The 26,921-nt window shown below is 34.0% G+C and carries 27 protein-coding genes; 19 read left to right on the top strand and 8 right to left on the bottom strand.

Annotated features, from left to right (window positions below):
• Positions 1 to 74: 74 nt before the first annotated feature.
• Entirely contained in the window at positions 75 to 419 is a 345-nt protein-coding gene (locus BB050_RS20865; protein WP_066034976.1) for a 5-carboxymethyl-2-hydroxymuconate Delta-isomerase, read from the bottom strand.
• A 115-nt stretch (positions 420 to 534) separates the two neighbouring features.
• On the opposite strand from BB050_RS20865, the gene BB050_RS20860 reads away from it, so the two are divergent.
• The 4 genes from BB050_RS20860 to BB050_RS20845 all read left to right on the top strand — a co-directional run bounded on the left by BB050_RS20860 (position 535) and on the right by BB050_RS20845 (position 6,708).
• Positions 535 to 2,181: a DUF6377 domain-containing protein gene (locus BB050_RS20860; RefSeq protein WP_066034975.1), complete on the top strand. Its 1,647-nt coding sequence runs from the start codon at positions 535 to 537 to the stop codon at positions 2,179 to 2,181.
• Positions 2,182 to 2,387: 206 nt separating this feature from the next.
• Complete coding sequence (locus tag BB050_RS20855) at positions 2,388 to 4,604, top strand: glycoside hydrolase family 3 C-terminal domain-containing protein (RefSeq protein WP_066034974.1); 2,217 nt, start codon at positions 2,388 to 2,390, stop codon at positions 4,602 to 4,604.
• 202 nt (positions 4,605 to 4,806) lie between these two features.
• On the top strand, positions 4,807 to 5,454 hold the full coding sequence (locus BB050_RS20850) for a DUF1349 domain-containing protein (protein ID WP_066034973.1): 648 nt from the start codon (positions 4,807 to 4,809) through the stop codon (positions 5,452 to 5,454).
• 120 nt (positions 5,455 to 5,574) lie between these two features.
• Positions 5,575 to 6,708, top strand: coding sequence for an acyltransferase family protein (locus BB050_RS20845; protein ID WP_066034972.1), 1,134 nt, complete (start codon positions 5,575 to 5,577; stop codon positions 6,706 to 6,708).
• Positions 6,709 to 6,955: 247 nt separating this feature from the next.
• Here BB050_RS20845 and BB050_RS20840 read toward each other — a convergent pair whose 3' ends face one another.
• Entirely contained in the window at positions 6,956 to 8,062 is a 1,107-nt protein-coding gene (locus BB050_RS20840) for an NADH:flavin oxidoreductase (protein ID WP_066034971.1), read from the bottom strand.
• Between the two features lie 7 nt (positions 8,063 to 8,069).
• Positions 8,070 to 8,372, bottom strand: coding sequence for an ArsR/SmtB family transcription factor (locus tag BB050_RS20835; protein WP_008463172.1), 303 nt, complete (start codon positions 8,370 to 8,372; stop codon positions 8,070 to 8,072).
• Positions 8,373 to 8,677: 305 nt separating this feature from the next.
• Between BB050_RS20835 and BB050_RS20830 the strand changes: the two genes are divergently transcribed.
• Entirely contained in the window at positions 8,678 to 9,172 is a 495-nt protein-coding gene (locus BB050_RS20830) for a TlpA family protein disulfide reductase (RefSeq protein WP_008463174.1), read from the top strand.
• A 211-nt stretch (positions 9,173 to 9,383) separates the two neighbouring features.
• Here BB050_RS20830 and BB050_RS20825 read toward each other — a convergent pair whose 3' ends face one another.
• Complete coding sequence (locus tag BB050_RS20825; RefSeq protein ID WP_008463176.1) at positions 9,384 to 9,764, bottom strand: hypothetical protein; 381 nt, start codon at positions 9,762 to 9,764, stop codon at positions 9,384 to 9,386.
• Positions 9,765 to 9,977: 213 nt separating this feature from the next.
• Here BB050_RS20825 and galA point away from each other — a divergent pair, with 213 nt between their 5' ends.
• The 5 genes from galA (at position 9,978) to BB050_RS20800 (ending at position 16,082) form a co-directional block, all read left to right on the top strand.
• Positions 9,978 to 12,614, top strand: coding sequence for a beta-galactosidase GalA (gene galA, locus BB050_RS20820; RefSeq protein WP_236940387.1), 2,637 nt, complete (start codon positions 9,978 to 9,980; stop codon positions 12,612 to 12,614).
• A 14-nt stretch (positions 12,615 to 12,628) separates the two neighbouring features.
• Complete coding sequence (locus BB050_RS22120) at positions 12,629 to 12,796, top strand: hypothetical protein (RefSeq protein ID WP_236940386.1); 168 nt, start codon at positions 12,629 to 12,631, stop codon at positions 12,794 to 12,796.
• Between the two features lie 417 nt (positions 12,797 to 13,213).
• Positions 13,214 to 14,083: a helix-turn-helix domain-containing protein gene (locus BB050_RS20810; protein WP_008463179.1), complete on the top strand. Its 870-nt coding sequence runs from the start codon at positions 13,214 to 13,216 to the stop codon at positions 14,081 to 14,083.
• Positions 14,084 to 14,395: 312 nt separating this feature from the next.
• Positions 14,396 to 14,794 (top strand): cupin domain-containing protein, encoded by a 399-nt coding sequence (locus BB050_RS20805; RefSeq protein ID WP_066034969.1) that lies wholly within the window; start codon positions 14,396 to 14,398, stop codon positions 14,792 to 14,794.
• A gap of 235 nt (positions 14,795 to 15,029) precedes the next feature.
• Positions 15,030 to 16,082, top strand: a complete 1,053-nt coding sequence (locus BB050_RS20800; RefSeq protein WP_066034968.1) for an NAD(P)-dependent alcohol dehydrogenase — start codon at positions 15,030 to 15,032, stop codon at positions 16,080 to 16,082.
• A 222-nt stretch (positions 16,083 to 16,304) separates the two neighbouring features.
• Here BB050_RS20800 and BB050_RS20795 read toward each other — a convergent pair whose 3' ends face one another.
• Positions 16,305 to 16,892 (bottom strand): DUF4142 domain-containing protein, encoded by a 588-nt coding sequence (locus BB050_RS20795; RefSeq protein WP_066034967.1) that lies wholly within the window; start codon positions 16,890 to 16,892, stop codon positions 16,305 to 16,307.
• A 147-nt stretch (positions 16,893 to 17,039) separates the two neighbouring features.
• On the opposite strand from BB050_RS20795, the gene BB050_RS20790 reads away from it, so the two are divergent.
• From BB050_RS20790 to BB050_RS21700, 5 genes are all read left to right on the top strand, one after another.
• On the top strand, positions 17,040 to 17,252 hold the full coding sequence (locus tag BB050_RS20790; RefSeq protein ID WP_066034966.1) for a hypothetical protein: 213 nt from the start codon (positions 17,040 to 17,042) through the stop codon (positions 17,250 to 17,252).
• A 27-nt stretch (positions 17,253 to 17,279) separates the two neighbouring features.
• Complete coding sequence (locus tag BB050_RS20785) at positions 17,280 to 17,870, top strand: hypothetical protein (RefSeq protein WP_066034965.1); 591 nt, start codon at positions 17,280 to 17,282, stop codon at positions 17,868 to 17,870.
• Positions 17,871 to 18,105: 235 nt separating this feature from the next.
• Positions 18,106 to 18,345: a DUF7218 family protein gene (locus BB050_RS20780; RefSeq protein ID WP_008463188.1), complete on the top strand. Its 240-nt coding sequence runs from the start codon at positions 18,106 to 18,108 to the stop codon at positions 18,343 to 18,345.
• Positions 18,346 to 18,413: 68 nt separating this feature from the next.
• A complete protein-coding gene (locus tag BB050_RS20775) occupies positions 18,414 to 19,481 on the top strand; it encodes a DNA topoisomerase IB (RefSeq protein ID WP_418251614.1) in 1,068 nt (355 codons plus the stop codon).
• Between the two features lie 77 nt (positions 19,482 to 19,558).
• On the top strand, positions 19,559 to 19,723 hold the full coding sequence (locus tag BB050_RS21700) for a DUF1328 domain-containing protein (RefSeq protein ID WP_008463190.1): 165 nt from the start codon (positions 19,559 to 19,561) through the stop codon (positions 19,721 to 19,723).
• A gap of 203 nt (positions 19,724 to 19,926) precedes the next feature.
• Here BB050_RS21700 and BB050_RS21940 read toward each other — a convergent pair whose 3' ends face one another.
• Positions 19,927 to 20,472, bottom strand: a complete 546-nt coding sequence (locus BB050_RS21940; RefSeq protein WP_066034963.1) for a hypothetical protein — start codon at positions 20,470 to 20,472, stop codon at positions 19,927 to 19,929.
• Between the two features lie 188 nt (positions 20,473 to 20,660).
• Here BB050_RS21940 and BB050_RS20760 point away from each other — a divergent pair, with 188 nt between their 5' ends.
• From BB050_RS20760 to BB050_RS20750, 3 genes are all read left to right on the top strand, one after another.
• Positions 20,661 to 21,245: a YciE/YciF ferroxidase family protein gene (locus BB050_RS20760; RefSeq protein WP_008463192.1), complete on the top strand. Its 585-nt coding sequence runs from the start codon at positions 20,661 to 20,663 to the stop codon at positions 21,243 to 21,245.
• Positions 21,246 to 21,313: 68 nt separating this feature from the next.
• Complete coding sequence (locus tag BB050_RS20755; RefSeq protein WP_066034962.1) at positions 21,314 to 22,045, top strand: DNA-formamidopyrimidine glycosylase family protein; 732 nt, start codon at positions 21,314 to 21,316, stop codon at positions 22,043 to 22,045.
• Positions 22,042 to 22,755 (top strand): DUF72 domain-containing protein, encoded by a 714-nt coding sequence (locus BB050_RS20750; protein WP_066034961.1) that lies wholly within the window; start codon positions 22,042 to 22,044, stop codon positions 22,753 to 22,755. The genes BB050_RS20755 and BB050_RS20750 overlap by 4 nt, the downstream gene beginning before the upstream one ends.
• Before the next feature lie 138 nt (positions 22,756 to 22,893).
• Here the strand turns inward: BB050_RS20750 and BB050_RS20745 are convergent, their stop codons facing one another.
• Positions 22,894 to 23,394 (bottom strand): pyridoxamine 5'-phosphate oxidase family protein, encoded by a 501-nt coding sequence (locus BB050_RS20745; protein WP_066034960.1) that lies wholly within the window; start codon positions 23,392 to 23,394, stop codon positions 22,894 to 22,896.
• A gap of 231 nt (positions 23,395 to 23,625) precedes the next feature.
• Here BB050_RS20745 and BB050_RS20740 point away from each other — a divergent pair, with 231 nt between their 5' ends.
• A complete protein-coding gene (locus tag BB050_RS20740; protein WP_008463197.1) occupies positions 23,626 to 24,057 on the top strand; it encodes a response regulator in 432 nt (143 codons plus the stop codon).
• Here BB050_RS20740 and BB050_RS20735 read toward each other — a convergent pair.
• A complete protein-coding gene (locus BB050_RS20735) occupies positions 24,047 to 26,869 on the bottom strand; it encodes a PAS domain-containing sensor histidine kinase (RefSeq protein WP_066034959.1) in 2,823 nt (940 codons plus the stop codon). The two genes, BB050_RS20740 and BB050_RS20735, sit on opposite strands and share 11 nt — an antisense overlap.
• Positions 26,870 to 26,921 lie beyond the last annotated feature (52 nt).

The raw sequence follows: 26,921 nt of genomic DNA, 5'->3' as shown, positions 1-26,921 counted from the left end.
GTTTTAGACTTTGACAAAGTTTTTTTATGAAACCGTATTTAATGATATAAGTATATTTATATCTTAAAATATGTTTATATCATCGTTTTATTGAAATAATTGGGCTTTTCGAATTCCATTACATTAATAGAAATTACAGAAACTTCTGGAAGCACAGCATTCAATTGTGTGACAATTACTTTTGATAGGTTAGCCTTTTGCTCGTCATTTCTTCCTTCCATAATGTAGCTGAAGACATGAATAAAATCATCTAAGGTATTTCCGTTGTTATAATAAGTAAAGGGATTAATGCGTACTTTGATTTCAGAAGCGGTAAAGAGATTAGTTGATAAAGCAGCATCAAAAACCTCTTGCATTATCTCATCTGCAGCTCTTCTGCGTAATACATTTTCTGAGCAGTCAATTATAAAGTGTGGCATAATTTTTAAGTTTTAGACAAGGTTTGCTGTAACAAAATTATAAAAAAGGATACTTGTAATATTATTGAATTTGTACTTTATTATATTTGTACATCTTATTAATTTTTTTGTTAGTTTGAAAAATCTATTTCTGTCCCTTTTTATAGTTCTTATCAGCTTTCCTCTTTTTGCATCAGAGAGCACAGATGCTATTTTAAAAGAATTAAACGAAGCAATCAAAAATAAACAGCATTACGTTAAGATTAAAGAAGAGCGAATTCTGAATTTCAAGAAAATTAAATCAGATAATCTTACTAAAGAGCAGGAATACAATTACAATAAAACACTGTATTTAGAATATCAGAAACTAAATTCTGATTCGGCTATTCAGTACGTAAAAAAGAATCTCAAAATCGCAGAAGAACTTCAGGATAAAGAGCTCTACGATTTAGCCCAACTACAACTCGTAACGCTTTATTCTTCTTCTGGAAAATACCGTGAATCTGAAGCCATTCTGAAAAGTATCAACAAAAAGAACTTGGCACTTTCATTGGTTCCTAATTATTACATTTCATATCGCGAATTTTTCGAGCATTATGCGGCTAATAGTTATAGCCCCGAGTATAGAAAACAGATTGGCAAATATCGAGATTCATTGTTAAGTGTTCTCAACCCGAATACCTTAGAATATCAAATAAATAGAATTCAGCAAGACATTTTTATTCATAAAAAATACAATGATCCCAAAAAGCAGTTATTGGTTTTATTGAATAAAACAAAAGAGGAAAACCCTCAATACGCGATGATTACCTATCTGTTGGGAAAAATAGGAGAAGCTACACATGACCTAGAAGCCAGAAAAAAATACTACGCGCTCTCTGCGACTTCGGATATTAAAAATGCCAATAAAGACAATGCTTCATTGCAAGAATTAGCTTTGGTTTTTTACGAAATTGGCGATGTAGATATGGCGTATAAACTGACCCAATCGGCTATTGAAGATGCACTTTATTGCAATGTTCAGTTTAGAACTTTGCTGATGTCAGAAGTATATTCGATTATCAATACGGTTTATTTAGAACGAGAAGCACAGCGAAAAAGCGAATTACAGATTTATCTGCTTTGCATTAGTCTGCTTTCTTTATTTTTGATCGTTGCAGTTATTTATGTGTATATACAGATGAAAAAGGTTTCGAGAATTAAAACCGAACTTTTCGAAACCAGCCAGAAATTAGCTGAATTAAACAAAGATATTACCGAAACCAACAGCCAGCTTCAGGAAAGTAACTTGCAATTGTCTGAGTCTAATTTGGTTAAAGAAGAATATATTGCGCATTTCTTCAATCTTTGCTCAACCTACATCAATAAGCTCGAAAATTACCGCATTATTCTAAACAAGAAAGCTACTGCAAAACAATTTGATGAAATTTATAAAATATTAAAATCAACTACTTTGGTTGATAATGAGCTGGAAGAATTGTACAAGAACTTCGATATTATCTTTTTAAACTTATATCCAACATTTGTCAAAGACTTTAATGCTTTATTAATTCCAGAAGAACAGATTGTTCTTAAACAAAATGAATTGCTGAATACCGAACTTCGAATTTTTGCTTTAATCAGACTTGGAATTACGGACAGTGTTAAAATAGCGGCATTTTTACGTTATTCTTTAAGCACAATTTACAACTATCGCACTAGAGCTCGAAATAAGGCTGCAGTTTCACGAAATGATTTCGAAGAAATGGTCATGAAAATTGGTTCAATGGCTTTGAAAGCGTAAATATTTATTTTAAATCTACTACTTTTTTTAGTGCTTTTTAATTTTTAAATATTTGAAAATCAATATTTTAATTTTTTAATCTACTACTTTTTTTAGTCTAAAAATGTAACTTGTACGATAACGTTTTAGTTTTACAATATGATATAAAAGTTTTTCTCAAGAAGACTTTTCCCACTTAATGAACTAATACTTTAATAATTACTGTTATGTTAAAAAACGTTAAAACAATTGTTGTTTTACTTTTACTAAGTTCTGCTGGAATGAATGCTCAGAACAAAGTGCCAGTTTATCTAGACGATAAAAAACCGATTGAAGAGCGTGTAGAAGATGCGCTTAAACGAATGACAACCGAAGAGAAAATCGCCATGATTCATGCGCAGTCTAAATTTAGTTCTCCAGGTGTAAAACGTCTTGGAATTCCTGAAAACTGGATGACCGATGGGCCGCACGGAATTCGTACAGAGGTAAAATGGGACGAATGGGATCAAGCAGGATGGACAAACGATTCTTGTATTGCTTTTCCAGCGCTGACAGCACTTTCGTCAACTTGGAACAAAGAATTGGCTTCTTTATATGGTAAATCTATTGGAGAAGAAGCACGTTACCGTAACAAAAACGTATTATTAGGACCTGGTGTAAACATTTATAGAAGCCCATTAAACGGACGTAACTTCGAATATATGGGAGAAGATCCGTTTTTAGCTGCGAAAATGGTTGTTCCTTACATTAAAGGGGTTCAGTCAAACGGAGTTGCTGCGTGTGTAAAACATTTTGCTTTAAACAATCAGGAAACAAACCGTAATTCTGTGAACGTAATTGTTGACGATCGTGCCTTATACGAAATTTACCTTCCTGCTTTCAAAGCGGCTGTTCAAGAAGGAAATGTTTGGTCAATTATGGGATCTTACAACAAATATAAAGGACAGCAATGCTGCCACAACGAATATTTATTAAATGATATTCTTCGCGGAGAATGGGGCTTCAAAGGAGTTGTAGTTTCAGACTGGGGAGGAGTTAATGATACGAAGCAAGCAATCCACAATGGTTTGGATATGGAATTTGGTTCATGGACAAACGGTCTTTCTTGGGGAACAAGCAATGCTTATGACAACTATTATTTGGCAAAACCATACGCTGAAATGATCAAAAAAGGTGAGGTGGGAACTAAAGAATTAGACGAAAAAGTACGTCGCATTCTACGTTTATCTTTCTTGACAACAATGGACAGAAACCGTCCTTTCGGATCTTTTGGAACTGAAGAACATGCTTTGGCAGGACGCAAAATTGCTGAAGAAGGAATCGTTTTATTGCAAAACAACAACAATATTCTGCCAATCAATCTTTCTAAAACTAAAAAGATAGCTGTAATTGGAGAAAATGCCATTAAAATGATGACAGTTGGAGGAGGAAGTTCTTCACTTAAAGCAAGATACGAAATCACTCCGCTTGAAGGTTTAAAGAAAAGAATCGGAAACCAAGCTGAAATCGTTTATGCAAGAGGTTATGTTGGAGACCCTACAAGCAACTACAACGGCGTTGTAGCTAAAGTAAGTTTAGAAGAGAAACGTCCTCAAGCTGAATTGACTGCAGAAGCTTTAAAAGTCGCTAAAGATGCTGATATTGTTCTTTTTATTGGAGGATTAAACAAAAGTCCAAATCAGGATGATGAAGGACACGACCGTAAAGAATTGAATTTATCTTATGGTCAGGATAAATTAATCAGCGAATTAGCGAAAGTAAATAAAAACATTGTTTTTGTAAATATTTCTGGAAATGCAGTGGCAATGCCTTGGATTAAAGAAGTTCCGGGAGTTGTGCAAGGATGGTTTTTAGGAACAGAGGCAGGAAATGCATTGGCAAATGTATTGGTTGGAGATGTGAATCCATCAGGAAAATTATCTTTCACATTCCCAGTAAAATTATCTGATAATGGAGCTCATGCTTTAGGAGAATTTCCAGGTGGTGATGACGTAAAATACAACGAAGGCATTTATGTTGGATACCGTTGGACAGACAAAAACAAAATCAAACCTTTATTTCCTTTTGGACACGGTTTAAGCTATACGACTTTTGCTTATGGAAAAGTTACAGCAGACAAAAAGCAAGTGAATGCTGGAGATAAAATCACATTCTCAGTAAACGTAAAGAATACAGGAAGCAGAGAAGGTTCTGAAGTGGTACAATTATATATTTCAGATTTAAAATCTTCATTGCCGCGTCCGATAAAAGAATTAAAAGGATTTGAAAAAGTAGCTCTTAAAGCTGGTGAAGAAAAAACAGTAACATTTACAATTGATAAATCGGCTTTAAGTTTCTTTGACGATAAAAAACATGACTGGGTTGCTGAACCTGGTGATTTTGAAGCGATTATTGGAGCTTCTTCGACAGATATTAAATCTAAAGTGAATTTTTCACTTAAATAAGTTTTTTTATTTCTAAAAATTGGTTGGTTTGTAAAGCTGCAAGTGTAAAAATTTGCAGCTTTGCTTTTGGTTAAAAATTCACCATTAAGACATTAAGAAACATAAAGAGAAGCTTTATTTTCTTAATATTTAAGCATTAAGATTAAAATCATTAAGTCAGACTCAATTTTCTTAATATCTTAATGGTAAAAAAAGAAACAACATGAAAAAAATTACGATTGCAATATTGACTTTATTTTTTGCGAAAAATATTTCAGCACAAAGCCTGAATAAAATGCAATGGTTTAATGAACCTGAAAAATGGGAAATTAAAAACAATGCTTTAATTATGAATGTTACTGCAAACAGCGATTACTGGAGAATTTCGCATTATGGTTTTACGGTAGATGATGCGCCTTTTTATTACGCAACTTATGGAGGCGAGTTTGAAGCGAAAGTAAAATTGACGGGAAATTATATTGCTCGTTTTGATCAGATGGGATTAATGATTCGTATTGACGAAAAGAATTATATCAAAACAGGAGTAGAATTTGTAGACGGAAAATTTAATGTCAGTACTGTTGTAACGCATGACAAAAGCGATTGGAGTGTGACAACTTTAGAAAAAGCTCCGCCGTTTATCTGGATTAAAGCTGTGAGAAGATTAGATGCTGTTGAGGTATTTTATTCGTTTGATGATAAAAATTACATCCTAACCAGAAATGCTCCTTTGCAAGACAATACGCCAGTTATGGTGGGGCTAATGGCTGCTTCGCCAGACGGAAAAGGTTTTGAAGCAAAATTCGAAAATTTCTCTGTAAAGCATCTTCCAGACCAAAGAAGATTAGAGTGGCTTAAAAATCATCAATAGATTAAATTTCAATTTTTAAATTCCAAGCTAAAATATGGGGTTTTGAGAATGTAGAAAATCTAAAATCTGCAATCTAAAATCTTCAAATTAAAACCTAACTTAACCTTAAACCAAACAAAAATGAGTTCAATTTCAATTGATATTAAACCCAAAAAACACTACGAAATACTTGATGGTTTGCGTGGTGTTGCTGCTATTTTAGTAGTTGCTTTTCATATTTTTGAAGCTTTTGCTGGTGGCAATCGATTTGTTCAAATAATCAATCACGGATATCTGGCCGTTGATTTCTTTTTCCTTTTATCTGGATTTGTTGTGGCTTATGCCTACGATGACCGCTGGGGTAAAATGGGCCAATGGGAGTTTTACAAACGCCGTTTAATCCGTTTACAGCCAATGGTAATTCTGGGAATGATCATTGGAGCTATATTTTACTATTTTCAAGCTTCAGACATACTGTTTCCGATGATTAAAGGAATGGAATTCTGGAAAGTTATTTTAACCATGGTAATAGGATTCACCTTATTGCCAATTCCGCCTTCAATGGAAATTAGAGGTTGGGGAGAAATGCATCCTTTAAACGGTCCGGCATGGTCGCTTTTTTTCGAATACATCGCAAATATCTTGTACGCCGTTATCTTCCGTAAATTTTCGAATAAAGTAATGTCAGTTTTTGTATTGATATTTGCCGGACTGTTAATTAATTATACAGTATTTGGCCCAAAAGGAGATGTAATTGGAGGATGGTCTCTGAATTTAGAGCAAATGAATGTTGGCTTTACCCGTCTATTATTCCCGTTTTTTGCTGGAGTTTTATTATGCCGTTTAGGGAAATTAATCCATGTAAAAAATGCTTTTTGGGTTTGCAGTATTTTAATCACCATTGTTTTGGCATTGCCAAGATTTGGAGACGAAAACAGCCTTTGGATCAACGGTTTGTATGAATCGTTCTGTATTATTTTTATTTTCCCTCTAATTGTAGCAATCGGGGCAGGGGGAGAAATTAAAAATGAATTTTCATTGAAAATCTGCAAACTTTTAGGAGATATTTCATATCCAATTTACATCACACATTATCCATTGATTTATTGGTTTACAGCTTGGGTTGTAGACAACAAAGTGACCATGGAAAATGGCTATTTAGAAGGAATAGGAGTATTGATAGTAAGTATCATACTAGCATTTGTATGCTTAAAATTATACGATGAACCAGTAAGAAACTGGCTTGTGAAAAAATTTCAAAAAAGGTCTAAATAAGGTACAAAGTAACAAAGTGACAAAGGCGCAAAGTTTTTATACTTTGTCCCTTTGTAGCTCTGCAAGTCTGAACCTAAAAAAAATGAATTTCTAAATTTTGTTAGTTATAGATATTCAAAAAGGGATGAAGTCTGACTTCATCCCTTTCTATTTTGTGTTTTTTTATTTAACAAGATAAAGAATAAGCAGTTTGGCAGAAAACCTTTGCCACTTTGTTTCTTTGTCCCTTTGAACCTTTAAAAAAAAATTATTCTAAAACCAATTGTCCTAAAGCTTCTTTACTGAAACCTTTTAACTCATCAGTTTTTCCAGCTTTGATTTTAGCAACCCAATTTGGATCAGAAAGAAGCGGTCTTCCAACGGCAACCAAATCAAAATCGCCTCTGTCGAAACGTCTGTTTAATTCTTCTAAAGAAGTTGGTTGCGAACTTTCTCCAGCAAAAGCACCGAAGAAATCACCAGAAAGCCCAACAGAACCAACAGTAATAGTTGGCGCTCCAGTAACTTTTTTAGCCCATCCTGCAAAGTTCAAATCAGAATCTTCAAATTCTGGTTCCCAGAAACGGCGTTGTGAAGCGTGAATAATATCAACTCCGGCATCAACAAGAGGAGTAAGCCAAGCTTCTAATTCTTGCGGATTTTTTGCCAATTTATAGTTGTAGTCAGAAGGTTTGAATTGAGAAAAACGCATAATTACTGCAAAATCATCACCAACTTGTCTTCTCACTTCTTTAATTACTTCAATTGCAAATCGGTTACGTTCTGGCAACGTTTTTCCGCCATAAATATCATCACGCAAGTTAGTTTCAGCTCTAAAGAACTGATCAATTAAGTAACCGTGTGCACCGTGAATTTCAACAGTGTCAAATCCTAATCTTTTGGCATCAGCAGCAGCTTTTCCAAAAGCAAGAATAGTATCTTCAATATCTTTTTCAGTCATGGCAACGCCGTTTCTAAAATCAGGTCGGTTTAATCCAGACGGCCCTTCAAAAGGAACAGGAGGAACCCATCCAGAATGATGGTTGTCCATAATTCCCATATGCCAGATTTGTGGTCCCATTTTTCCGCCCTCAGCATGAACTCCGTCAATCACTTTTTTCCATCCATTTAAAGCTAAATCGCCATAAAAGTGAGGAACATTCGCATCATTAGAAGATGATTTTCTGTCAATAACAGTTCCTTCAGACAAAATTAATCCAACTTCGCCTTCAGCTCTTTTTTGGTAGTAAGCTGCGACTTCATCGGTTGGAACTCCGTTAGGAGAAAAAGAGCGCGTCATTGGCGCCATTACAATTCGGTTTTTCAGATTTAACGATTTTAAGTTAAACTCCGAGAATAGGTTGTTTGTACTCATAGTAATTTTACAAATTAGATTGAATTAATTTACTAAGTGCTTCAAAGGCACCTTCGTTACGTTTATAATAAGTCCATTGTCCAACACGTTTGGCTTCGACAAAACCAGCGCGCTGTAAAATGGACAGGTATTCAGATACAGTAGATTGTGTCAAACCAGCTTTGGCTTGGATCTGTCCAACGCAGACTCCATGCTCAAATCCTGCATGTTCCAGTTGGCCAGGAAAGTTAATTTCGGGTTCTTTTAGCCATTCCAACATTTGCAGTCGGGACTTATTAGATAATGCTTTAAAAATTTCTATCGTTTCCATAGTGCAAATATATCGACTTTTCCCGATATATGGATTTGAAGAGAAATATTTAGTATAATTTTATGATTGGCAATACAGAAAACTAGATGTTTTGTGAAAGAAAATTTATATTTGCCTATAGAAAAATCTCGTAAAGACGCGAAGTCGCAAAGTTTTTTAATCTATTGCCTCCAGCTTTAGATGCAGGTTAAAAAAAGGTAAGAGAGAAGGCTTTAGCCGAATGCTTAACTTAATTATAAAACTTAGCGCCTCTGCGACTTGCGAGAGATAAATTTCAGCCCCGTAATCTAATTATAAACTTAATCATGAAAAAAACTGTACTCATTCTAGCATTCTTATGCTGTGTAATTACCAATTCTAAAGCTCAAGTTGTAGGCGTAGATGTTGGAGATATTGCTCCAGAAATCGATCTTCCGGATACAAAAGGAGAGAAAGTAGCGCTTTCTTCTTTGCGTGGCTCATTAGTTTTAGTGGACTTTTGGGCTTCTTGGTGTGGACCTTGCATTAAAGAACAGCCATTGCTAATCAAATTGCATAATGCTTATCCAGACAAATTATCGATTTATGGAGTTTCTATGGATACTAAAAAGCCATTATGGACAGGTGCAATCGCAAAAGCAAAATTGCCTTGGACAAATGTTAGTGATTTAAAATATTGGCAGTCTCCTGTTGTCGGAGATTATATGCTGCAATCTGTTCCTTTGAACTTTTTAATCGATAAAAACGGAATCATTTTAGCAAAAAATATTCACGGTCAAGCTTTAGAAGCTAAAATTAAAGAACTTTTAGAAGTACAATAAATTTTCCTTAACCGCAAAGTATTTCATCTAAAAGATTTTCTCTCGCAGATTTGGCAGATTGAGCAGATTTAATTTTTTATAAATAGCAGAAAAAATCTCCATAATCTGCCAAATCTGCGAGAGAAATAAAATTTTGCGAGTGCAGTTAAAAACAAAAAAGCCCAATATCGATTGGACTTTTAATTTTTAATTCTAAATTTTTAATTTTCCTCTAAGACTCTTTAATAACTTTCTTTACACCTCCAAAACTCGTTTTCAGCATTTCTCTAATCTGAAACTGCGTTTTGTTTTGCGAAGCGCTTTTCCAATCTTTCAGATCAAAAATATGAATCTGATCTGCGTAAGGATTAGTTAAGAATGAAATTCGTGAAATGGTATATTTATAATATTTCAGTTCGTGAGAGACATGTCGATTTGGAACTACAATTAGTATGTTTTCCCAGTTCAAAAAGTCTTTTGGAACATCTTTTCTTTCCAATAATCCTAAAGATTCAAAAAAAGCGACAATCTTCTGATCATTAAGTTTGCTAATCTTCTGATCAAGGTTTTTAAAAGTTGTCTGGAGTCTATTTTCGTTAATAATAGTACTCATAGTGGTAATTGCTTTTTATGATTTAAATATAAAATTACATCAAAAGAAAATCATTTTTGAATCTGAAGCCATTAGATTCATTCTAAATTTTGAAAGCCCATTCTAGAAGCATTTGTTATGAATGACTTATCATATTTTGACAAAATACTATTAATGTTTCTTCTCTAAAAGCTTTATTTTTATCACTATCTGATTTTACTAACAACCAAACCTATGAAAACCAATTTCCTTTTAAGAACAATTCTTTGTTTTTTAATTCTATTTTCAATTCCTGTTTTTGCACAGAAAGAATCAGCAAGAGAAGTCATTCTAATTGATAAAGATTGGCGGTTTTCATTTGGACATTCATACGATACAAAGAAAGATTTTGGCCATGCAGAAGGCTATTTTTCCTATTTAACTAAAACTGGATTTGGTGATGGGCCAGCTGCTTCTGGATTTGATGATCGAGCTTGGAGAAAATTAGATCTTCCGCACGATTGGGCAGTCGAACAGCCTTTTAGCGAAAGCGCAAGTTTCAGCCACGGATTTAAAGCAGCAGGGAAAAATTTCCCAGAGAAAAGCATTGGCTGGTACAGAAAGAAAATAACGATTTCAAATGATGATTTAGGAAAAATCATTTCTTTAAAATTTGATGGCATTTTTAGAAATTCAAAAGTCTTTTTTAATGGATTTTATTTAGGAACACAAGAAAGCGGTTATAATGGTTTTGAGTATGATGTAACGGCTTACGTTAATTATGGAGGCGAAAATACCATCGTAGTTCGTGTCGATGCTTCAATGGAAGAAGGCTGGTTTTATGAAGGCGCAGGGATTTACAGGCATGTTTATCTTCAGAAAGCGAATCCGCTTCATGTGGCGCTGAATGGAACGTACGTAACTTCCGAAATCGTGAATGATAATGCTTCAATTACTGCAGAAGTAAAATTGGAAAATAAAGGCCATTTTAAAGGAAATGTTGAGATAAACCAAACTATTTTGGATGCTTTGGGAAAACAAGTTGCAGTAAATACTGAAAATGTTTTAGCTCCTGAATTTTACAAAACAAATACTTACACAGCAAAATTAAACGTCAAAAATCCGCTTTTGTGGGATATTGATAATCCAAATTTGTATCAATTGGTCACAGAAATTAAAAGTGATGGAAAAGTAATTGATCAATACAAAACTTCTTTCGGAATCAGAACCATAAAATTCGATCCAGAAAATGGTTTTTTCCTTAACGGAAAACAGGTCAAACTTAAAGGAACAAACAATCATCAAGATCATGCGGGAATTGGAACAGCTCTTCCAGATGAAATTCAGTACTACAGAATCGCAAAACTGAAAGAAATGGGCTCGAATGCGTATCGTTGTTCGCACCATCCGCCAACGCCAGAATTATTGGACGCTTGCGACAAATTGGGAATGCTGGTTATTGATGAAACCCGCTTAATGGGAATCAACGAGTATCATTTGAATGATTTGCAACGAATGATGGAACGTGATCGTAATCATCCGAGTATTTTCTGCTGGTCTGTTGGAAATGAAGAATGGCAGATTGAAGGCGGAATTACGGGTGAAAGAATTACCAATGTAATGCAGGATTTCAGCAAAAGCATTGATCCGACAAGACCTGTAACGGTAGGAATTAGTAGCGGATTTAAGAGCGGAATATCAAATGTAGTGGAAATCATGGGCTATAATTATCTTGGAAATGGAGATATCGATGCGCATAGAAATCAGTTTAAAAATCAGCCAGGAATGGGTACAGAAGAAGGTTCGACCTTTGCCACGCGAGGCATTTATTTTACCGAAGATGCTAAACATTATCAAAGCGCTTATGATAAAAAACCTCGTTCCACTTTTTATAGTATCGAAGAAGGCTGGAAATTTTACGCTGAAAGACCTTATTTAGCTGGAATGTTTATTTGGACAGGTTTTGATTATCGAGGCGAACCAACGCCTTATGGCTGGCCTTCTGTGACTTCTTATTTCGGAATGATGGACGTTTGCGGTTTCCCTAAAGACAATGTGTTCTATTTAAAATCATGGTGGGGGAAAGAACCTATTTTACACATATTCCCACATTGGAATTGGAGCGGAATGGAAGGTGCAGCAATTGATGTCTGGGCGTATTCGAATTGCGATGAAGTAGAGCTATTCTTAAATAAAAAGAGTTTAGGAAAAAAGAAGATGGAACAAAACAGCCATTTGGAATGGAAAGTAAATTACGCTGCAGGAACTTTGGAAGCTGTGGGTTATAAAAACGGAAAGAAAGTGCTTTCAGATATTCAAAAAACAACTGGAAAACCAGAAAACATCAAATTGTCATTAGATAAAGAAAATGTTTTAAAAGGAAATGTTTCGGTTGTAACGGTTGAAACTACTGATAAAAATGGCTTGCACGTTCCGACCGCAAACGACGAAATTACGTTATCTATAAAAGGCGGAAAAATTTTAGGAGTGGGTAACGGAGATCCAACTTCATTAGAAAGTGATCAGTTTATTGATGACATTGCATTAGTTGCCATAAATAATTTTAAAGAGCAAAAGGCAGAAAGTGCTTCTTTGCCTCAACAATTGCCTAATTATCCTGAAAATGAATGGAGTGATGCTTTTAAAGATCGTGATTATAAAAAACAAGCGCCATCATATATTTATAAAGGTGAATTTGATTTGAAAAGTAATTCGGCTTCTAATCTCGTGAGCTTATTTTATAAAAAAATAGGAGCAGAGGCAGTGATTTTCGTTAACGGAACTAAAGTGGAACCAAGCAAAGAAGATTCTCAAAAATATATTTTGAATGCATCTATTCTAAAAGAAGGCAAAACACGATTTACATTGCAGCAACGCCATTGCAAAAAATAAAAGATTGGGATGTTATGAATACCGATCCAGGAATCATTCAAGTTATAACGCCTGCAGAACCTTGGAAAAGAAAGCTTTTTAATGGTTATGCGCAAATTATCATTCAAAAAGATGAAAATGCTAAAGAAGTGGTTTTATATGCTTCCGCAAAAGGATTACGAACTACCAGTTTAAAAAATTAAATTAACCGCAAAGTTCGTAAAGATTTACGCAAAGCACGCTAAGTATTTAATCTCGCAATCCCGATAGCTATCGGGAGCAGAAACGCAAAGTTTTTTTAATACCAATAAATGAATTGCGTCCAGCTTTAGCTGGATGTGAAAAAAAGGTACTTTTAAAGGCTTTAGCCAAACTGCGGATAGTTTGGCTAAAGCCTTTTCTATGTTTTTCTCTTTTAGACCTCCAGCTAAAGCTGGAGGCAATTCAAAAAGAACTTTGCGACTCTGCGACTTTGCGAGCATTTTCTTTAATTAAAAAAAACTTAGCGAACTTAGCGTAAACCTTAGCGCTCTTTGCGGTTAACCCCGCAAACCTGAAACTTTAAATCTGAAACAAAAAAATAACAAAAGAATATTGTTTGATTTTCATAACTTTGCAAAATGAATAGTCAGACAGAAACTCAGAATTGCGATTTTACTTCAGATTTAAAAATGAAGGGTTTTAAAGTGTATCCTATAAATGGAGATTTCAGTAAAGTTCCCGTTTACAGCCGAAGAGACTTCTATAAAATCTGCATCAATACCAGCAAAAGCATCATTCAATACGCCGACCGCGGAATAGAAACCGACGGAACGATTTTGTTTTTCGGTAATCCGATTATTCCATATTCTTGGGAAACGGTTTCTGAGAAATTTGAAGGTTATGCTTGCGTTTTTACTGAGGAATTTTTTAAGACAAAAGACCGTTCAGAAACCCTTCAGGAATCGCCTTTGTTTAAAATAGGAGGAACGCCAATTTTTACTTTAACTCCTGAACAAAAGGTGTTTATCGATTCGTTATTCCAAAAAATGATTCAAGAATACGAAACCGATTATGCATTCAAAGATGATTTGATGCGCAGTTACGTCAATTTGATTATTCATGAATCTATGAAAATGCAGCCTTCTGAGAACTTCTTTAAACATAAAAATGCTTCTTCAAGAATTACATCTTTGTTTTTAGAATTATTAGAAAGACAATTTCCAATAGAGACAAAAGATCAGCCTTTAGCTTTAAAAACTCCCCAAGACTATGCGCAAAGCCTTTCTGTACATGTGAATCACTTAAATCGTTCTGTGAAAGAAGTTACAGGAAAACCGACAACGGCACACATTACAGAAAGAGTGATTAATGAAGCAAAAGCTTTGTTGCAGCACACAGATTGGAGCATTTCTGATATTGGTTATTCGCTTGGATTTGAATATCCGAGTTACTTCAATAATTATTTTAAAAGACTTACAGGAACGGTTCCAAAATCGCTTCGAATGTAAATTGTTTCAATTTCTTAATTTTTTGTTTGAATATTGTTATTTCTGCATTGCAGTATTGCACTACATTTGCCCTGAAATAAACAACGAACCTTTGCATCAGTTTTTTTAATGACTAAATAATACTTCACAAAAGCATGTTCTGCTTTGCATTTAGTTTTAAATTTTGATAATAGAAAAAAATAAAAATCTTTAAAGTATTGATTAAAAGCAAAATATCCTTCTAAAAAAGAGATTCGTTGTACTGATTATTTCATTCAAATAAGCTTATAAGAATTTTAAAAATTAATTATTAACCTAAAAAACAACGAAATTATGTCGACACATTTCACTGCTGTAATCGAAGAAGGTAAAATTCCAAACACTTATATGACAGGCGAAGTGTCATATAAAAAGCAGACAAGCGAAATTCACCCTGAAAATACTGTAATCAAAGATATTTCTTTTGAACCTGGAGCGAGAAGCAATTGGCACAGTAATGCGAGTCTGCAATTAATCATTGTAACAGATGGGGTTGGCTATTACCAAGAAAGAGGCGGACAAATTAATCTTATCGAAAAAGGAAAAGTAATTACGGTTTTGCCTGGAGTAGAACATTGGTACGGAGCAACACCAAACACCAAATATTCTCATATCACCATTGTGACCGAAGTAGACAAAGGCTCGGGAGTATGGCTGGATAGTGTTACAGATGAGGAATATTATTCTTTTTAAGTTTCTAAGACACTAAGTTGCTATCCCGATAGCTATCGGGACTAAGTTTTTTTACGCAGATCTTACTGATTTATAACAGATTATATTTTTTGATTAGATAAAAATAATCGAAATTTATATAACTGTTTGCAAATCAGTATAAGTCAGCTAGATTTCTATTGCAATTTCAGAACGGTTTTAAACCTGTCCCGATAGCTATCGTGATGAAACAAAAACAAAAAACAACAAATAAATTATGGAAACAAAAAACATTAAAGCTTTTGGTACAGAAGCTGCCGAAGCACCATTAAAAACCTTAGATATTAAAAGAAGAGCTGTACAGGCGCATGACGTAGAAATCGAAATTTTGTATTGCGGAATCTGCCACTCAGATTTACATACGGCTAGAAATGAATGGCATGGCACCATTTATCCGATTGTTCCGGGACATGAGATTGTGGGACGCGTGACTAAAGTTGGAGATCATGTAAAAGGCTTCAAAGTTGGTGATTTGGCAGGTGTGGGCTGTTTAGTTGATTCTTGCAGAGAATGTGAACATTGCAAAAATGATTTAGAGCAATTCTGCGATGAGGGAAGTACTCAGACCTTTAATTCGCCAGACAAACATTTAGGAGGACAAACTTATGGAGGTTATTCTCAAAGCATTACAGTAGACGAAAGCTTCGTTTTGCATATTTCAGATAAATTAGATTTAGCTGCTGTTGCTCCCTTATTATGCGCTGGAATTACAACTTATTCGCCATTAAAACATTGGAAAGTTGGTCCTGGTCAAAAAGTCGGAATTGTAGGTATCGGCGGTTTGGGCCACATGGGAATTAAAATAGCTAAAGCTATGGGCGCTCATGTAGTGGTTTTTACAACATCTTTATCTAAAACAGACGATGCAAAACGTCTTGGAGCAGATGAGGTGGTATTGTCTACAGACGAAGCGCAAATGGCAGCGCATGCAAGAAGTTTGAACTTTATTTTAGATTGCGTTTCTGCCGAACACAATATTGACGCATATTTAAATTTACTAAAAGTAGATGGAACATTAACTCTGGTTGGAGCACCAATGGATCCGCTTCCTGTAACTTCTTTCAGCTTGATTTTAGGAAGAAGAAGCTTCTCAGGATCTCTTATTGGAGGAATTGCCGAAACTCAAGAAATGCTTGATTTTTGTGCCGAACATAATATCACATCGGATGTCGAAGTAATCGGTGTAAATGATGTAAACGACGCCTACGAAAGATTATTAAAAGGAGACGTTAAATATCGTTTTGTGATTGATATGGCGTCGCTTAAATAAGATGCTAAGTTGGTAAGATTCTAAGAGACTAAGTTTTTCTTTTGTGCTTAGAATCTTAGCGAATTTAGAAATTAATAAAGCAGAACGATGATCTTAGCATCTCAAAAAAACAACCCCCTCAAGCAATTCAACTCTTGAAGGGGTTTTTAGCAAAGATTTGAGGTTCTTAGACTCAATAGCTTAGAATCTCAGAACCTTAGAATCTTAGCGTCTTAATTCATTTTACTTTTTGTCTAGGTTTTGTTTCAGCATTTTAGCATGTTCCAAATGTGCTGTTAAACCTGCAATATTGTTAGAAGCCCAAGTTCTTACTTCTTGATCGTTAGCATCTTTTGCGGCTTTTTCTAATTTCTTGATCGCTTTTTCGTGACCATCAATCATCATATCGGCGAATTTTTTATCAAAATCAACACCCGATTTTTCATTTAATTTATTGTATTCTTCTTGTCCTTCTTCAGTTAGAGAAGTTGGAAGCGTAAAGTTTTTTGCTTTTGCTAAAGCACTCACTTCAGAAGCCGATTTAGTGTGCTCATCAACAAGCATTTTACCAAATTTTTTCACTTCAGCGTTAGTACTTTTTGTTTGAGCCAGTTTACCAATTTCGATTTCAGCTAAATTAATTTCAGCTTGATCTACTAAAAATTCAGAGTCATCTTCTTTGCTGTCAATAGAATCAAATTTTGTTTCGTTCGCATCTTCTGCAACCTCTTTTGGATCTTCTTGTTTGGTTTCGTTTTTACAAGATTGAAGGAATATAATAATAAGTCCTGCTCCTAAAATGGCTTTTCCGGCTAATAATAACTTTTTCATGATTTTAATAGTTTAATGTTATAATGTAAAATTATAGACAAGTTAAAGGAATGTCTTACAGGATTTTTAGAGATTGTTATAGGATTAAAATGTAAATTTTTAAATTAGCCTAAAATCACTTTATATGGAGAAAGATTTATTTATGGAATGAAAGTTTCTTTAGGTAACGAATTTGGTGTTGTTATAAAAGATGAAAATGATCAGTCTACTTTTTATGGATTGATTCGTTGGGATACACCGAAAGAAAATGATATTGAAGATTGGAAAGGACAATTTGGGACATTTATTAGGATAGGAGGTAGTATTTTAAATAGTGATTACGAATTTAAATACATAACTGAAGAAGGATTCTCTAAATAGTAATTGGAGATTTTATTTAATATTAAAATGAAAAATGCACTTTTTATAATTTTAGTTTCAATACTAATAATTTCATGTAAACAGAAGAAAAAATATAAAACCATCGATTTCGGTGATTTTGAAATAACAGTTCTAGAACAATGGAATAAATTGGAATTTAAAGGAGTTGACAGTTATGTTGGTGGAATAATTACACCAGAAAAAGATTCTTTAATTTTTGATATTGGCTTGTATTCTGGAGATGCCTCAAATGATTTTCCATTAGTTTTTGATAAACAATCTTATGCAGAGTTAACTAAAAAGCAAAAAGAACTTTTAAAAGAAACGAAACATTTAATCGTTGATTCTTTGTGCGGAGATATTGATTTTAGAAAATATGAAAAATATAAATCTGTCTTTTATTCAATAGATTGTTTTAAAGCGAAAATGACAATACCAACTAATGTAGGATTTGGTGCTACGGGGATTTATATTGATAGTTTGAAAGGAAACTCCAAAGATTTTAATAAAGTAAAAATGGCTTTCTATGGTTTTAATTTAAAAGAGAAGACTCAAAATCAATTTGTAAGTGCTTTAGAAACAATAAAGCTAAAGGGATATTGTCATTCAAAAAAATAAGATTAAAAGAGATAATTTAATCCCAACTCCAAAAGAGTTGGGATTTTTTACATCTAACATTTTACATTTCTCAAAAAAAAGAAAAATTTACATTTCCACTTTCACAATTCCCATCCTACAAAAATGAAATTTGCGACAAAAATTCTATAACAAAAATTCCTGTGTTAATGATGAATTTTGATATAACAGATTTCGACATATGAAATGTCAAATGTTAACCATAAAAATTAAAGTCATGCCAGATCCAAGAATTAAGAATGAAGAGCAGTATGAAGCATTGGTGAAAAAGGGATACAGCAAAGAAAAGTCGGCTCGTATCGCTAATACGCCAAACGCAGGAAAGAAAGGCGGAAAAGCAAAGCCTTATGATGAATGGACAAAAGAAGAACTTTTGAAACAAGCCAGTAAAGTAGGTATAAAGGGAAGATCTTATATGAACAAAAAAGACTTAATCGAGTCTTTAAGAAATAATTAAAATTAATTCAAACCTATTTTTGTGATAAATTTTTAAATACCATGAATGCGGCGAAAAAAGAAAATTTAATGAATCAGCTAATTAAAGCGCCACATCTAGTAATTGAAAAACTAGACTTAGAATATATTAATGATCATCAATTAACAATTGTTCGCTGCCGCGAAGGAGAAAATTTCGTTTATAAAAAGAACGGAAAAAATGTAAAAAGTAAAAACGAAATTAAACGCATTAATAGTTTGGTGCTTCCGCCGGCATGGGAAAATGTCCGAATAACAGATATTACAAACGGACATTTGCAAGCTGTAGGAACAGATCTTAAAAATAGGAAACAATACCGTTATCATCCGAGATGGAATTTGATTCGAAATCAGACCAAGTTTTATAAAATCGCCGAATTCGGAGCTAAACTTCCAGCAATAAGAAAACAAGTCGATCTTGATTTGGAACAAAAAGAATGGTCTAAAGAAAAAGTTACTGCTTTGGTGATTCGTTTAATGGAAGAAACGCATATTCGAATCGGAAATGAGAAATATGCCAAAGACAACAAATCTTACGGACTTTCGACTTTAAGAAAACGCCACATCAATATCAATAAAAATTCCCTCCGATTTGAATTTGTTGGAAAAAAAGGAAAACAGCATACTATTACCACTCGCAATAAACAATTGGTAAAATTGGTAAGCCGTTGCGAAGAAATTCCAGGCTATGAGGTTTTTAAATATTACGATAAAAATGGCGAACGAAAAGTTCTGGACAGTCATGCCGTTAATGAATATCTGCACAATATTTCGGGCGAATATTTTAGTGCAAAGGACTTTAGAACTTGGGCAGCGTCTATTATTTTCTTTGAAAGTTTAATGGAAATAGGTGTGGCTTCAGATGAAAAAGAAATCAAACAGAATATTATAACCGCTTTTGATCTTACAGCTGAAGCACTAGGAAACACTCGAAAAGTCTGCAAAGATTATTACGTTCATCCGCTTTTGATTTCAACTTACGAAGATGGTTCTATTCAGAAATATTTCGATTTGGCAAAAAAAAGCCGAAGCACAAGAAAATATTTTACAAAATCAGAAATAGCATTTTCTGAATTGATTCAGAATTACGAAATCAATTTAGAAACGCCTTGTTCATAAAAGAGTTACTGCATCTCTACAAAAGCTTAAAAGTTTGCAATACAAACAAAATCATTATTAACTAAAAAACTATTATTATGTTACGTTGGACAGTCACTTTTATTATTCTAGCCATAGTGGCAGGAATATTTGGTTTCGGTGGAATTGCCGCTGGAGCCGCTAGTATCGCTAAAATTTTATTCTTTATATTTTTAGTTCTATTCGTTATTTCATTAATCAGCGGAAGATCTACAAGGGTATAAAAATCAGTAAATAAAAACAAATTTAAAACGGCACATTGACTTTTATAATGTGTCGTTTTGTGGTTTCTGTAATAATTATAAAACCACGAAAGACGGTAATCCAGTACTGAAAATTATTGGAGATTAAGTAGTTAAATTTTAGACTCAAAAAAAAACCGTCCCGTTAAATAACGGGACGGTTTTATTTTAATACGAATAAACGATTAAAATCTGCGCGGATCATTTTCGGGATAACTTTCTTCATCATCATCTTCCTGAACATCATCTTCTACATAATCATTATCATCGTCGTCAATATCTTCTTCGATATAATCGTCATCATCTTCGTCATCATTTTCATCTTCGTCCTCATCGTCAATGTCTTCTAGCACATCTTCGGTTTCGTTAAAGTCATACTCATCTTCTTTTAGATCTGAAGGATTGTCGAATTCGTCATTTTCTTCGGCAAAATTATCATCTTCCAATTCGACTTCATAGATTTCATCATTGCTGTCTTCTAGGTCTCTGTCGTTATGGAAATCGTCATTAAGGTCGTCCAAATCATCATCGTTTAGATAATCTTCCTGATCTGGATTTGGCTTGTTCGGATTATATCCGTTTCTAATAGTATAGCCGCGCTCTGCAATTTCTCGATTATCATTATCCGTTTGTCGTCTATCATCTTTTAAGTCTTCACCTAAATTTCGATCATCAGAAAAATGATTTTTTAAATCTGTATTATAACCGTTTTTTTTATCGATAGTATTCATGATGTTTGTTTTTTATGATTAATATTTACAAATCTAACACCAAGACGAAGGAATTTCTTATAAGATTTTTTAGTGTAATTCTATAATTAACAGATGTTTAGAATAGAATTTTAATTTAAAATCTTGTAACCTCTCTCGCTATTCACGAAGTAATTTTATCATGTTATTAATCATAAAAAATTATTACCATGAAAACTACAAATAGTAAAAATGCAAGTACAGCAAAAGAAAGTACAAAAGACACAACGCCAAGAGGAGTTACAAAGCCAAAATCGAGTGCAGCCTCAGGATTGACTGAATTATTTGAAGAAGCACTAAAAGATATCTATTGGGCAGAAAAAGCGCTGACAAAAGCTTTGCCTGTAATGGTTAAAAATGCTTCTTCTGTTGAATTGAAAGATGCAATTGACAATCATTTAACTGAGACGGAGGAGCAAATTGCCCGTTTAGAAGAAGTATTTAAAATAGTCGGTAAAAAACCAACGGCAAAAAAATGCGATGCCATGGAAGGTTTGATCGAAGAAGCTAAAGGAATGCTGGAAGAAACAGAATTTGGAGTAGTGCGTGATGCAGGAATTATTGCTGCGAGCCAGAAAATAGAGCATTACGAAATTGCTACTTACGGTACTTTAAGACAATTTGCCGAAACTCTAGGTATTCCTGAAGCAGCCACTTTGTTAGAGCAAACACTCGATGAAGAAAAAGGTGCTGATAAAACCCTGACAGAAGTTGCTGTAAATGCAGTAAATCTTGAAGCTGCAGAAATTGAATAAGCATAAGAAATAAAATAAAAGTGCAGTTTTAGAGCTGCACTTTTTTAGTTAAATAAAAAATTGAGTATATGCCCGAAGGTCCGTCAATAGTAATTTTAAAAGAAGAAGTGCAGCAATTTACGGGACAGAAAATAATTTCTGTATCTGGGAATACGCATATTGATATTTCTAGGCTACAGGATAAAACCATTTTAGCTTTTAAAACTTGGGGAAAACATTTTTTAATCTGTTTTGATTCATTTACAGTAAAAATTCACATGCTCATGTTTGGGACATACCGAATAAATGAGCGTAAAGTTTCAAAACCCAGATTGAGTTTAGTTTTTGAAAACGGAGAGCTTAATTTTTATACTTGTTCTGTAAAAATTTTAGAGGGAGACATTAATTCTCATTACGATTGGAGTGTTGATGTCATGAATGAAAATTGGAATCCTAAAAAAGCCCAAGAGAGTATCGAAAAAATGCCTCAAAAAATGATCTGCGATGTCATCTTAGATCAGGATATTTTTTCTGGAGTAGGCAACATTATAAAAAATGAAGTTTTGTACCGCTGTTATGTGCATCCAGAATCGATTGTAGAGAAAATTCCGCCTCATATAAAAAGCCAGCTTATTGCTGAATGCTCCACATACAGTTTTGAATTTCTATACTGGAAAAAGAAGTTTGAACTTAAAAAACATTGGGAAGCATATACAAAAAGTATATGTTTACGATGCAATCTTCCTTTCCAGAAAAAGCAGACTGGAGAACGAAAACGCAGAAGCTTTTTCTGCACTAACTGCCAACAATTATATATATGAAAAATCACGTAAAAATAGGCTGTTCCAGTTTTTACAACAGTTTTTGGAAGAACGTTTTTTACCCTCAAAATCTTCCTTCCAAAAAATGGTTTGAGTTCTATTGCCAGCATTTTGACACTTATGAGTTTAATGGCAGTTTTTATAAATTTCCTACCGTTCGTATTTTCCAAAATTGGTACAATAAAACGCCAGAGTCTTTTTTGTTTTCGGTAAAAGTGCCAAAAGAAATCACACATATCAAAAAGCTTATAGACTGTGAAAGCCGTTTGAATGACTTTTATAACATTTGCAAGGAAGGCATGAAAGATAAACTCGCTGCTATTCTCTTCCAATTTCCGCCAAGTTATGCTTTTAGCAGAGAAAAATTACATGCCATAATCGGAATTCTTAATTACAATTTCAAAAATGTAGTCGAATTTCGCCACGAAAGCTGGTGGAACGATGAAGTTTGGAACGCATTTAAGGAAAACAATATCACGTTTTGCAGTGTGAGTTATCCCAATCTTCCTCAAACTATCTTCAAAGATTTTCCAATACTTTACATGCGTTTTCATGGAATCCCAAGATTATTTCATTCAAGTTATTCTACGGAAGAATTACGGGAGGTATATCGCCAGATTCGTTCCAAGAAAGGATTTATTTATTTTAATAATACAGCAAGCGAAGCAGGTATTTTGAATGCTTTAGAATTGAAAAGGATGACTGTTTGATTTTAATTTAGTAATGATGTTTAACCGCAAAGAGCGCAAAGGTTTACGTAAGGCACGCAAAAGAAAATAATCTTAGCGAACTTAGCGTAAACCTTTGCGCTCTTTGCGGTTTAAAAAAAACTTTTCGGTTCAAAAAAACTACAATTTTAAGCTTCCCTCGATTCCGTCATCCATAGTTTTTCCTGTAATAAAAGCAGCTGTCATTTTTGCAATCGCAACCATTTTTCCGTTTTTATTATTCCAGTAGTAACCATCTTCTGGAACTACTTTAATTACGCTTAAATTTGGGTCATCGACACCGCCTGGCATCCAGATTTTTACTGCTGGATTCCATAATTTTTCAATTGTTTCTCGATCGTATGAAATACTTGCCGTTCCATGAAGAGTTAAGAATTTATCATGCGGTTCGGCAAAAAAGATTTCAACCATTGGATTCTGTGTGATTTCTGCATTCTGTCCGCTGTTTCTGTCAGATAAGAACCATAGGTTTCCCAAATCATCAATTTTCTGCACAGACATAGGTCGAGATTGTATCCTGTATTCGTTATATGTACAAAACATACACGTTTTAATATGCGCAGCCAGATCTTTTATTTTGTCTACTGCAAATTCATCTGTAAGGTCTTTATGATCGCCCATAACGTTATATTTTTAAGTTGTTTTTTATATTTTAATTATTTGACAAACAGAAGGTATTGTCTGAAAAATATTAAAGTAAAGTTGGAGATTTTTACACTTTTTCAGCTTATATAATTAAACTTATAAATTATGATATTTCAATTTACTTTGTAAGAAATTAAATCTAAATCCTATTTATTAGATAAAATTGCACTATATTTGGGCATATTAAAATTCTAAGCCAAAAATACGATGACAGATTTCACCATATTCTATACTGATGACGACGAAGATGATTTATGTATTTTTGCAGATGCCGTAGAATCTATTCCCCATAATATTAAGCTGCAAACATATTCTGGAAGTCAAAATTTTTTGAATGCCATTTCGGAATCATCTGTTGTTCCATCCGTGATTTTCTTGGATTTAAATATGCCTGGAAAAAATGGATTTGACGTTTTGGAAGAACTAAGAAGTTCTGATGACAAAAAAGACATTCCAGTAGTCATTTATTCCACTTCGAGTGAGCCAGGTAATATTGAAAAATGTCTTAAACTTGGAGCCAATTGCTTTATTACCAAACCCGTTTTAATGAGTGATATTATAAAAGCAATAGAACACGCAATACAAATTGATTGGAAAAAGTTTATCCCGACCCAATCCAATTTTGTATTTAAATACTGATTTCAGATAAATCTGGAATATAAATATTAAAGACAGAACCTTTTCCTTTTTCACTATCAACAGTGATAAAGCCTTTATGGTTTTCTACAATTTTTTTCACAATTGCAAGGCCAATACCTGTTCCTCGATATTCGCTCTCGGTGTTTAAACGCTGGAAAACTTCAAAGATTTTTTCTTTATAAACGAGCTCAAAACCAATTCCGTTATCCGAAACTTGGAGATGGTGGTATTTTTTGTCTTTAAATTCAGCATTTGGAAGCGATTTTCCATCAACTTTTTTAACTGATATTTTTACTTTTGGAGGAACGCCAGGACGTGAAAATTTTAGGGCATTTTCCACCAGATTGTGAAGTAGTTGTCTAAATTGGAACTGTATCAGTGTTGCTTCTCCCAAATCGTGATATTCTACAATGGCATTTTTTTCTTCAATGCGATCTGAAAAATCACTGATTACTTCTTCAGCGATTTCGTCTATTTTAATTTTTGTAAATATACGATCGGCAGAATTGGCGCGGGAATAGGTTAATAAATCCTGTATTAAATTTTGCATTTTTTTAGCCGAAAACTCAATCCTGTTTAAATAGGTTTTGGCATTCGCCGAAATATTCTGCTCATCCAAATCGGCCAATCGGCTAGCAAAAGTCTGGATTTTACGCAAAGGTTCCTGAAGATCATGACTCGATATATAAGCAAATGACTGCAGTTCTATATTCATATTGACCAGATCTCTGTTTTTGAGTTCCAGTTGCGTTGTGCGTTCAATAATCTGTTCTTCCAGCTGATTGGTAAAGTTTTTTTGTTCTTCTATATCGGTACTGCTTCCCACCCACATGGTCACTTTTCCAGACTCGTCCAATTGGGCAACGGCACGGCTGAGCTGCCATCTGTATTCGCCATCATAACGTTTAAATCGGTGGATAAAAAGAAAATCATGTCCCGTTTTTACTGATTCCATCCAGAGTTTTACATTTTCTTCTCGATCGTCTGGGTGCACGATCTGAAGCCAGCCATTCTTTTCAATTTCTTCTTTAGAAAGTCCAGAATAGTTGTAGACGGTTTCATTAAAATAATTTAGATTCCCCAATGTATCGCTTGTCCAGATAAGTTGGGGCATAGAATCGGCGAGGAGTCGAAACTTTTGCTCGCTTTTTACTAGAACATGCTGCATATTTTTTTCTACAGTTACATCCATTACAGTTCCAATCATTTTTGAAGGAATATTATTTTCATCAAAAAAGATTTTGCCATGCATTTTAATCCATCCAATTGAATTGTCTACTTTTAAAATGCGAGCTTCATATTTGTAAATGCCTTCCTTTAACGCTTTTTCAAAAGCCTCTTTAACAATATGTTCGTCTTTAGGAAGAATACGGCTTCGAACGTCTTCATGTATTATTTTAGTTCCTTTTTCAAATCCGAAGATATCTAGAATGTTATCGCTATAAAGTAACTTTTTGGTTTTAAGATTTAAATCCCAGGTAGCAATTTTTCCAATTTCAGTTGCCAAACGTGCTCTTTCTTCTGTAGTCTCCACTTTTTTGCGAGCTTTGACTTTAGAAGTTACGTCATAAACGGTGCACATAATTCCAGAAGCTTTTCCATTTTTTTCATATAACGTCGTAAATTCATAATCGAGGTAGAATTTTTTAAGCTTTCCTTTAATATTAATATGGGTAACAGCTTCATTTTCGCTGATTTTTTTTCCAGTTGTGAGCACTTCGTGCAATATTTCAGGATATTTCTGATTGTATAATTCTGGAAAAACCTCCAATAAGGGACGACCAATAAAGTCTTTTTCTTCTTTCTGCCAAATATCCTTCATCATGGCTTTATTGGCCATTTCGATTACATAATCTTTTCCTCTAAAAATTGCCATTGCAATAGGAGATTCCATAACAATATTGCGAAACGCAACTTCATTTTCTGTGAGCAGATGTCTTCCTTTTACATCTTCTGTTACTTCATAAGCCACTACTATGATTCCTGTTATAGTATTGTTTTCTTCTTTTAAAGGATAAAAAACGACATTGAAGTAGGCTAATTCCTGTTTGTTATATCTATTTAGAGTTACAGCAAATTCATCTTGAGAATAAGGAATTCCAGTTTCAAAGACGTTTTTTAGCAAGGGATAAACAGCTTCTTTAGTTTCAGGAAACGAATCAAAGATAGGTTGGTTTAAAATATCACTTTCTTCTTTGCCTGCAATATGAAGATACGTTGCATTAGCCATTTCAGCAATGAATTCTGCTCCTTTTAAAATACAGATGCCAAGCGGGATTTGTTTTACAGTGTTTCTAAAACGTCTTTCACTTTCTTCCAGATTTTTGCGTGTAAGCACTTGTTCAGTGGTTTCATTGCAGATTACCAAAACACCGTTTGTTTTTCCATTTTCATCATTCACAGGACTGTAGCTAAAAGTCCAGTATACATCTTCCATTTTACCATTTCTGTAAATCGGCAACAATTGGTCTTCATGCCATGTTGCTTCGCCTTTATCAAAAACTTGATCGATTAAAGGTTTTATGAAATCCCAGATTTCTGGCCAGTAATCGGCACCTTTTTCGCCAAGAATAGCGGGATGTTTGCCATCATTTCCTAAACTAGGACGATAGGCGTCATTATAAAAGCATATATGATCTGGCCCCCAAAACAAAAACATGGGGAACTTGGAGTTTAACAGAATTCCTAAAGTTGTACGCAGACTCTGTGGCCATAATTCTACTGGTCCAATAGCCGTTTTGCTCCAATCTTTAGCACGGATTAGTTGTCCCATTTCTCCTCCATTTGCCAGAAAAGAATAATTTTTACTCATTTAAGGGTTGTATTTATTGGTCTCAAAATCAGCTAATTTTTCAATGTTTTCT

The sequence above is a fragment of the Flavobacterium anhuiense genome, from assembly GCF_001705175.1.
In the GTDB taxonomy this organism is placed as follows: Bacteria; Bacteroidota; Bacteroidia; order Flavobacteriales; family Flavobacteriaceae; genus Flavobacterium; species Flavobacterium anhuiense.
This window is presented reverse-complemented; position numbering and strand designations above follow the sequence as displayed.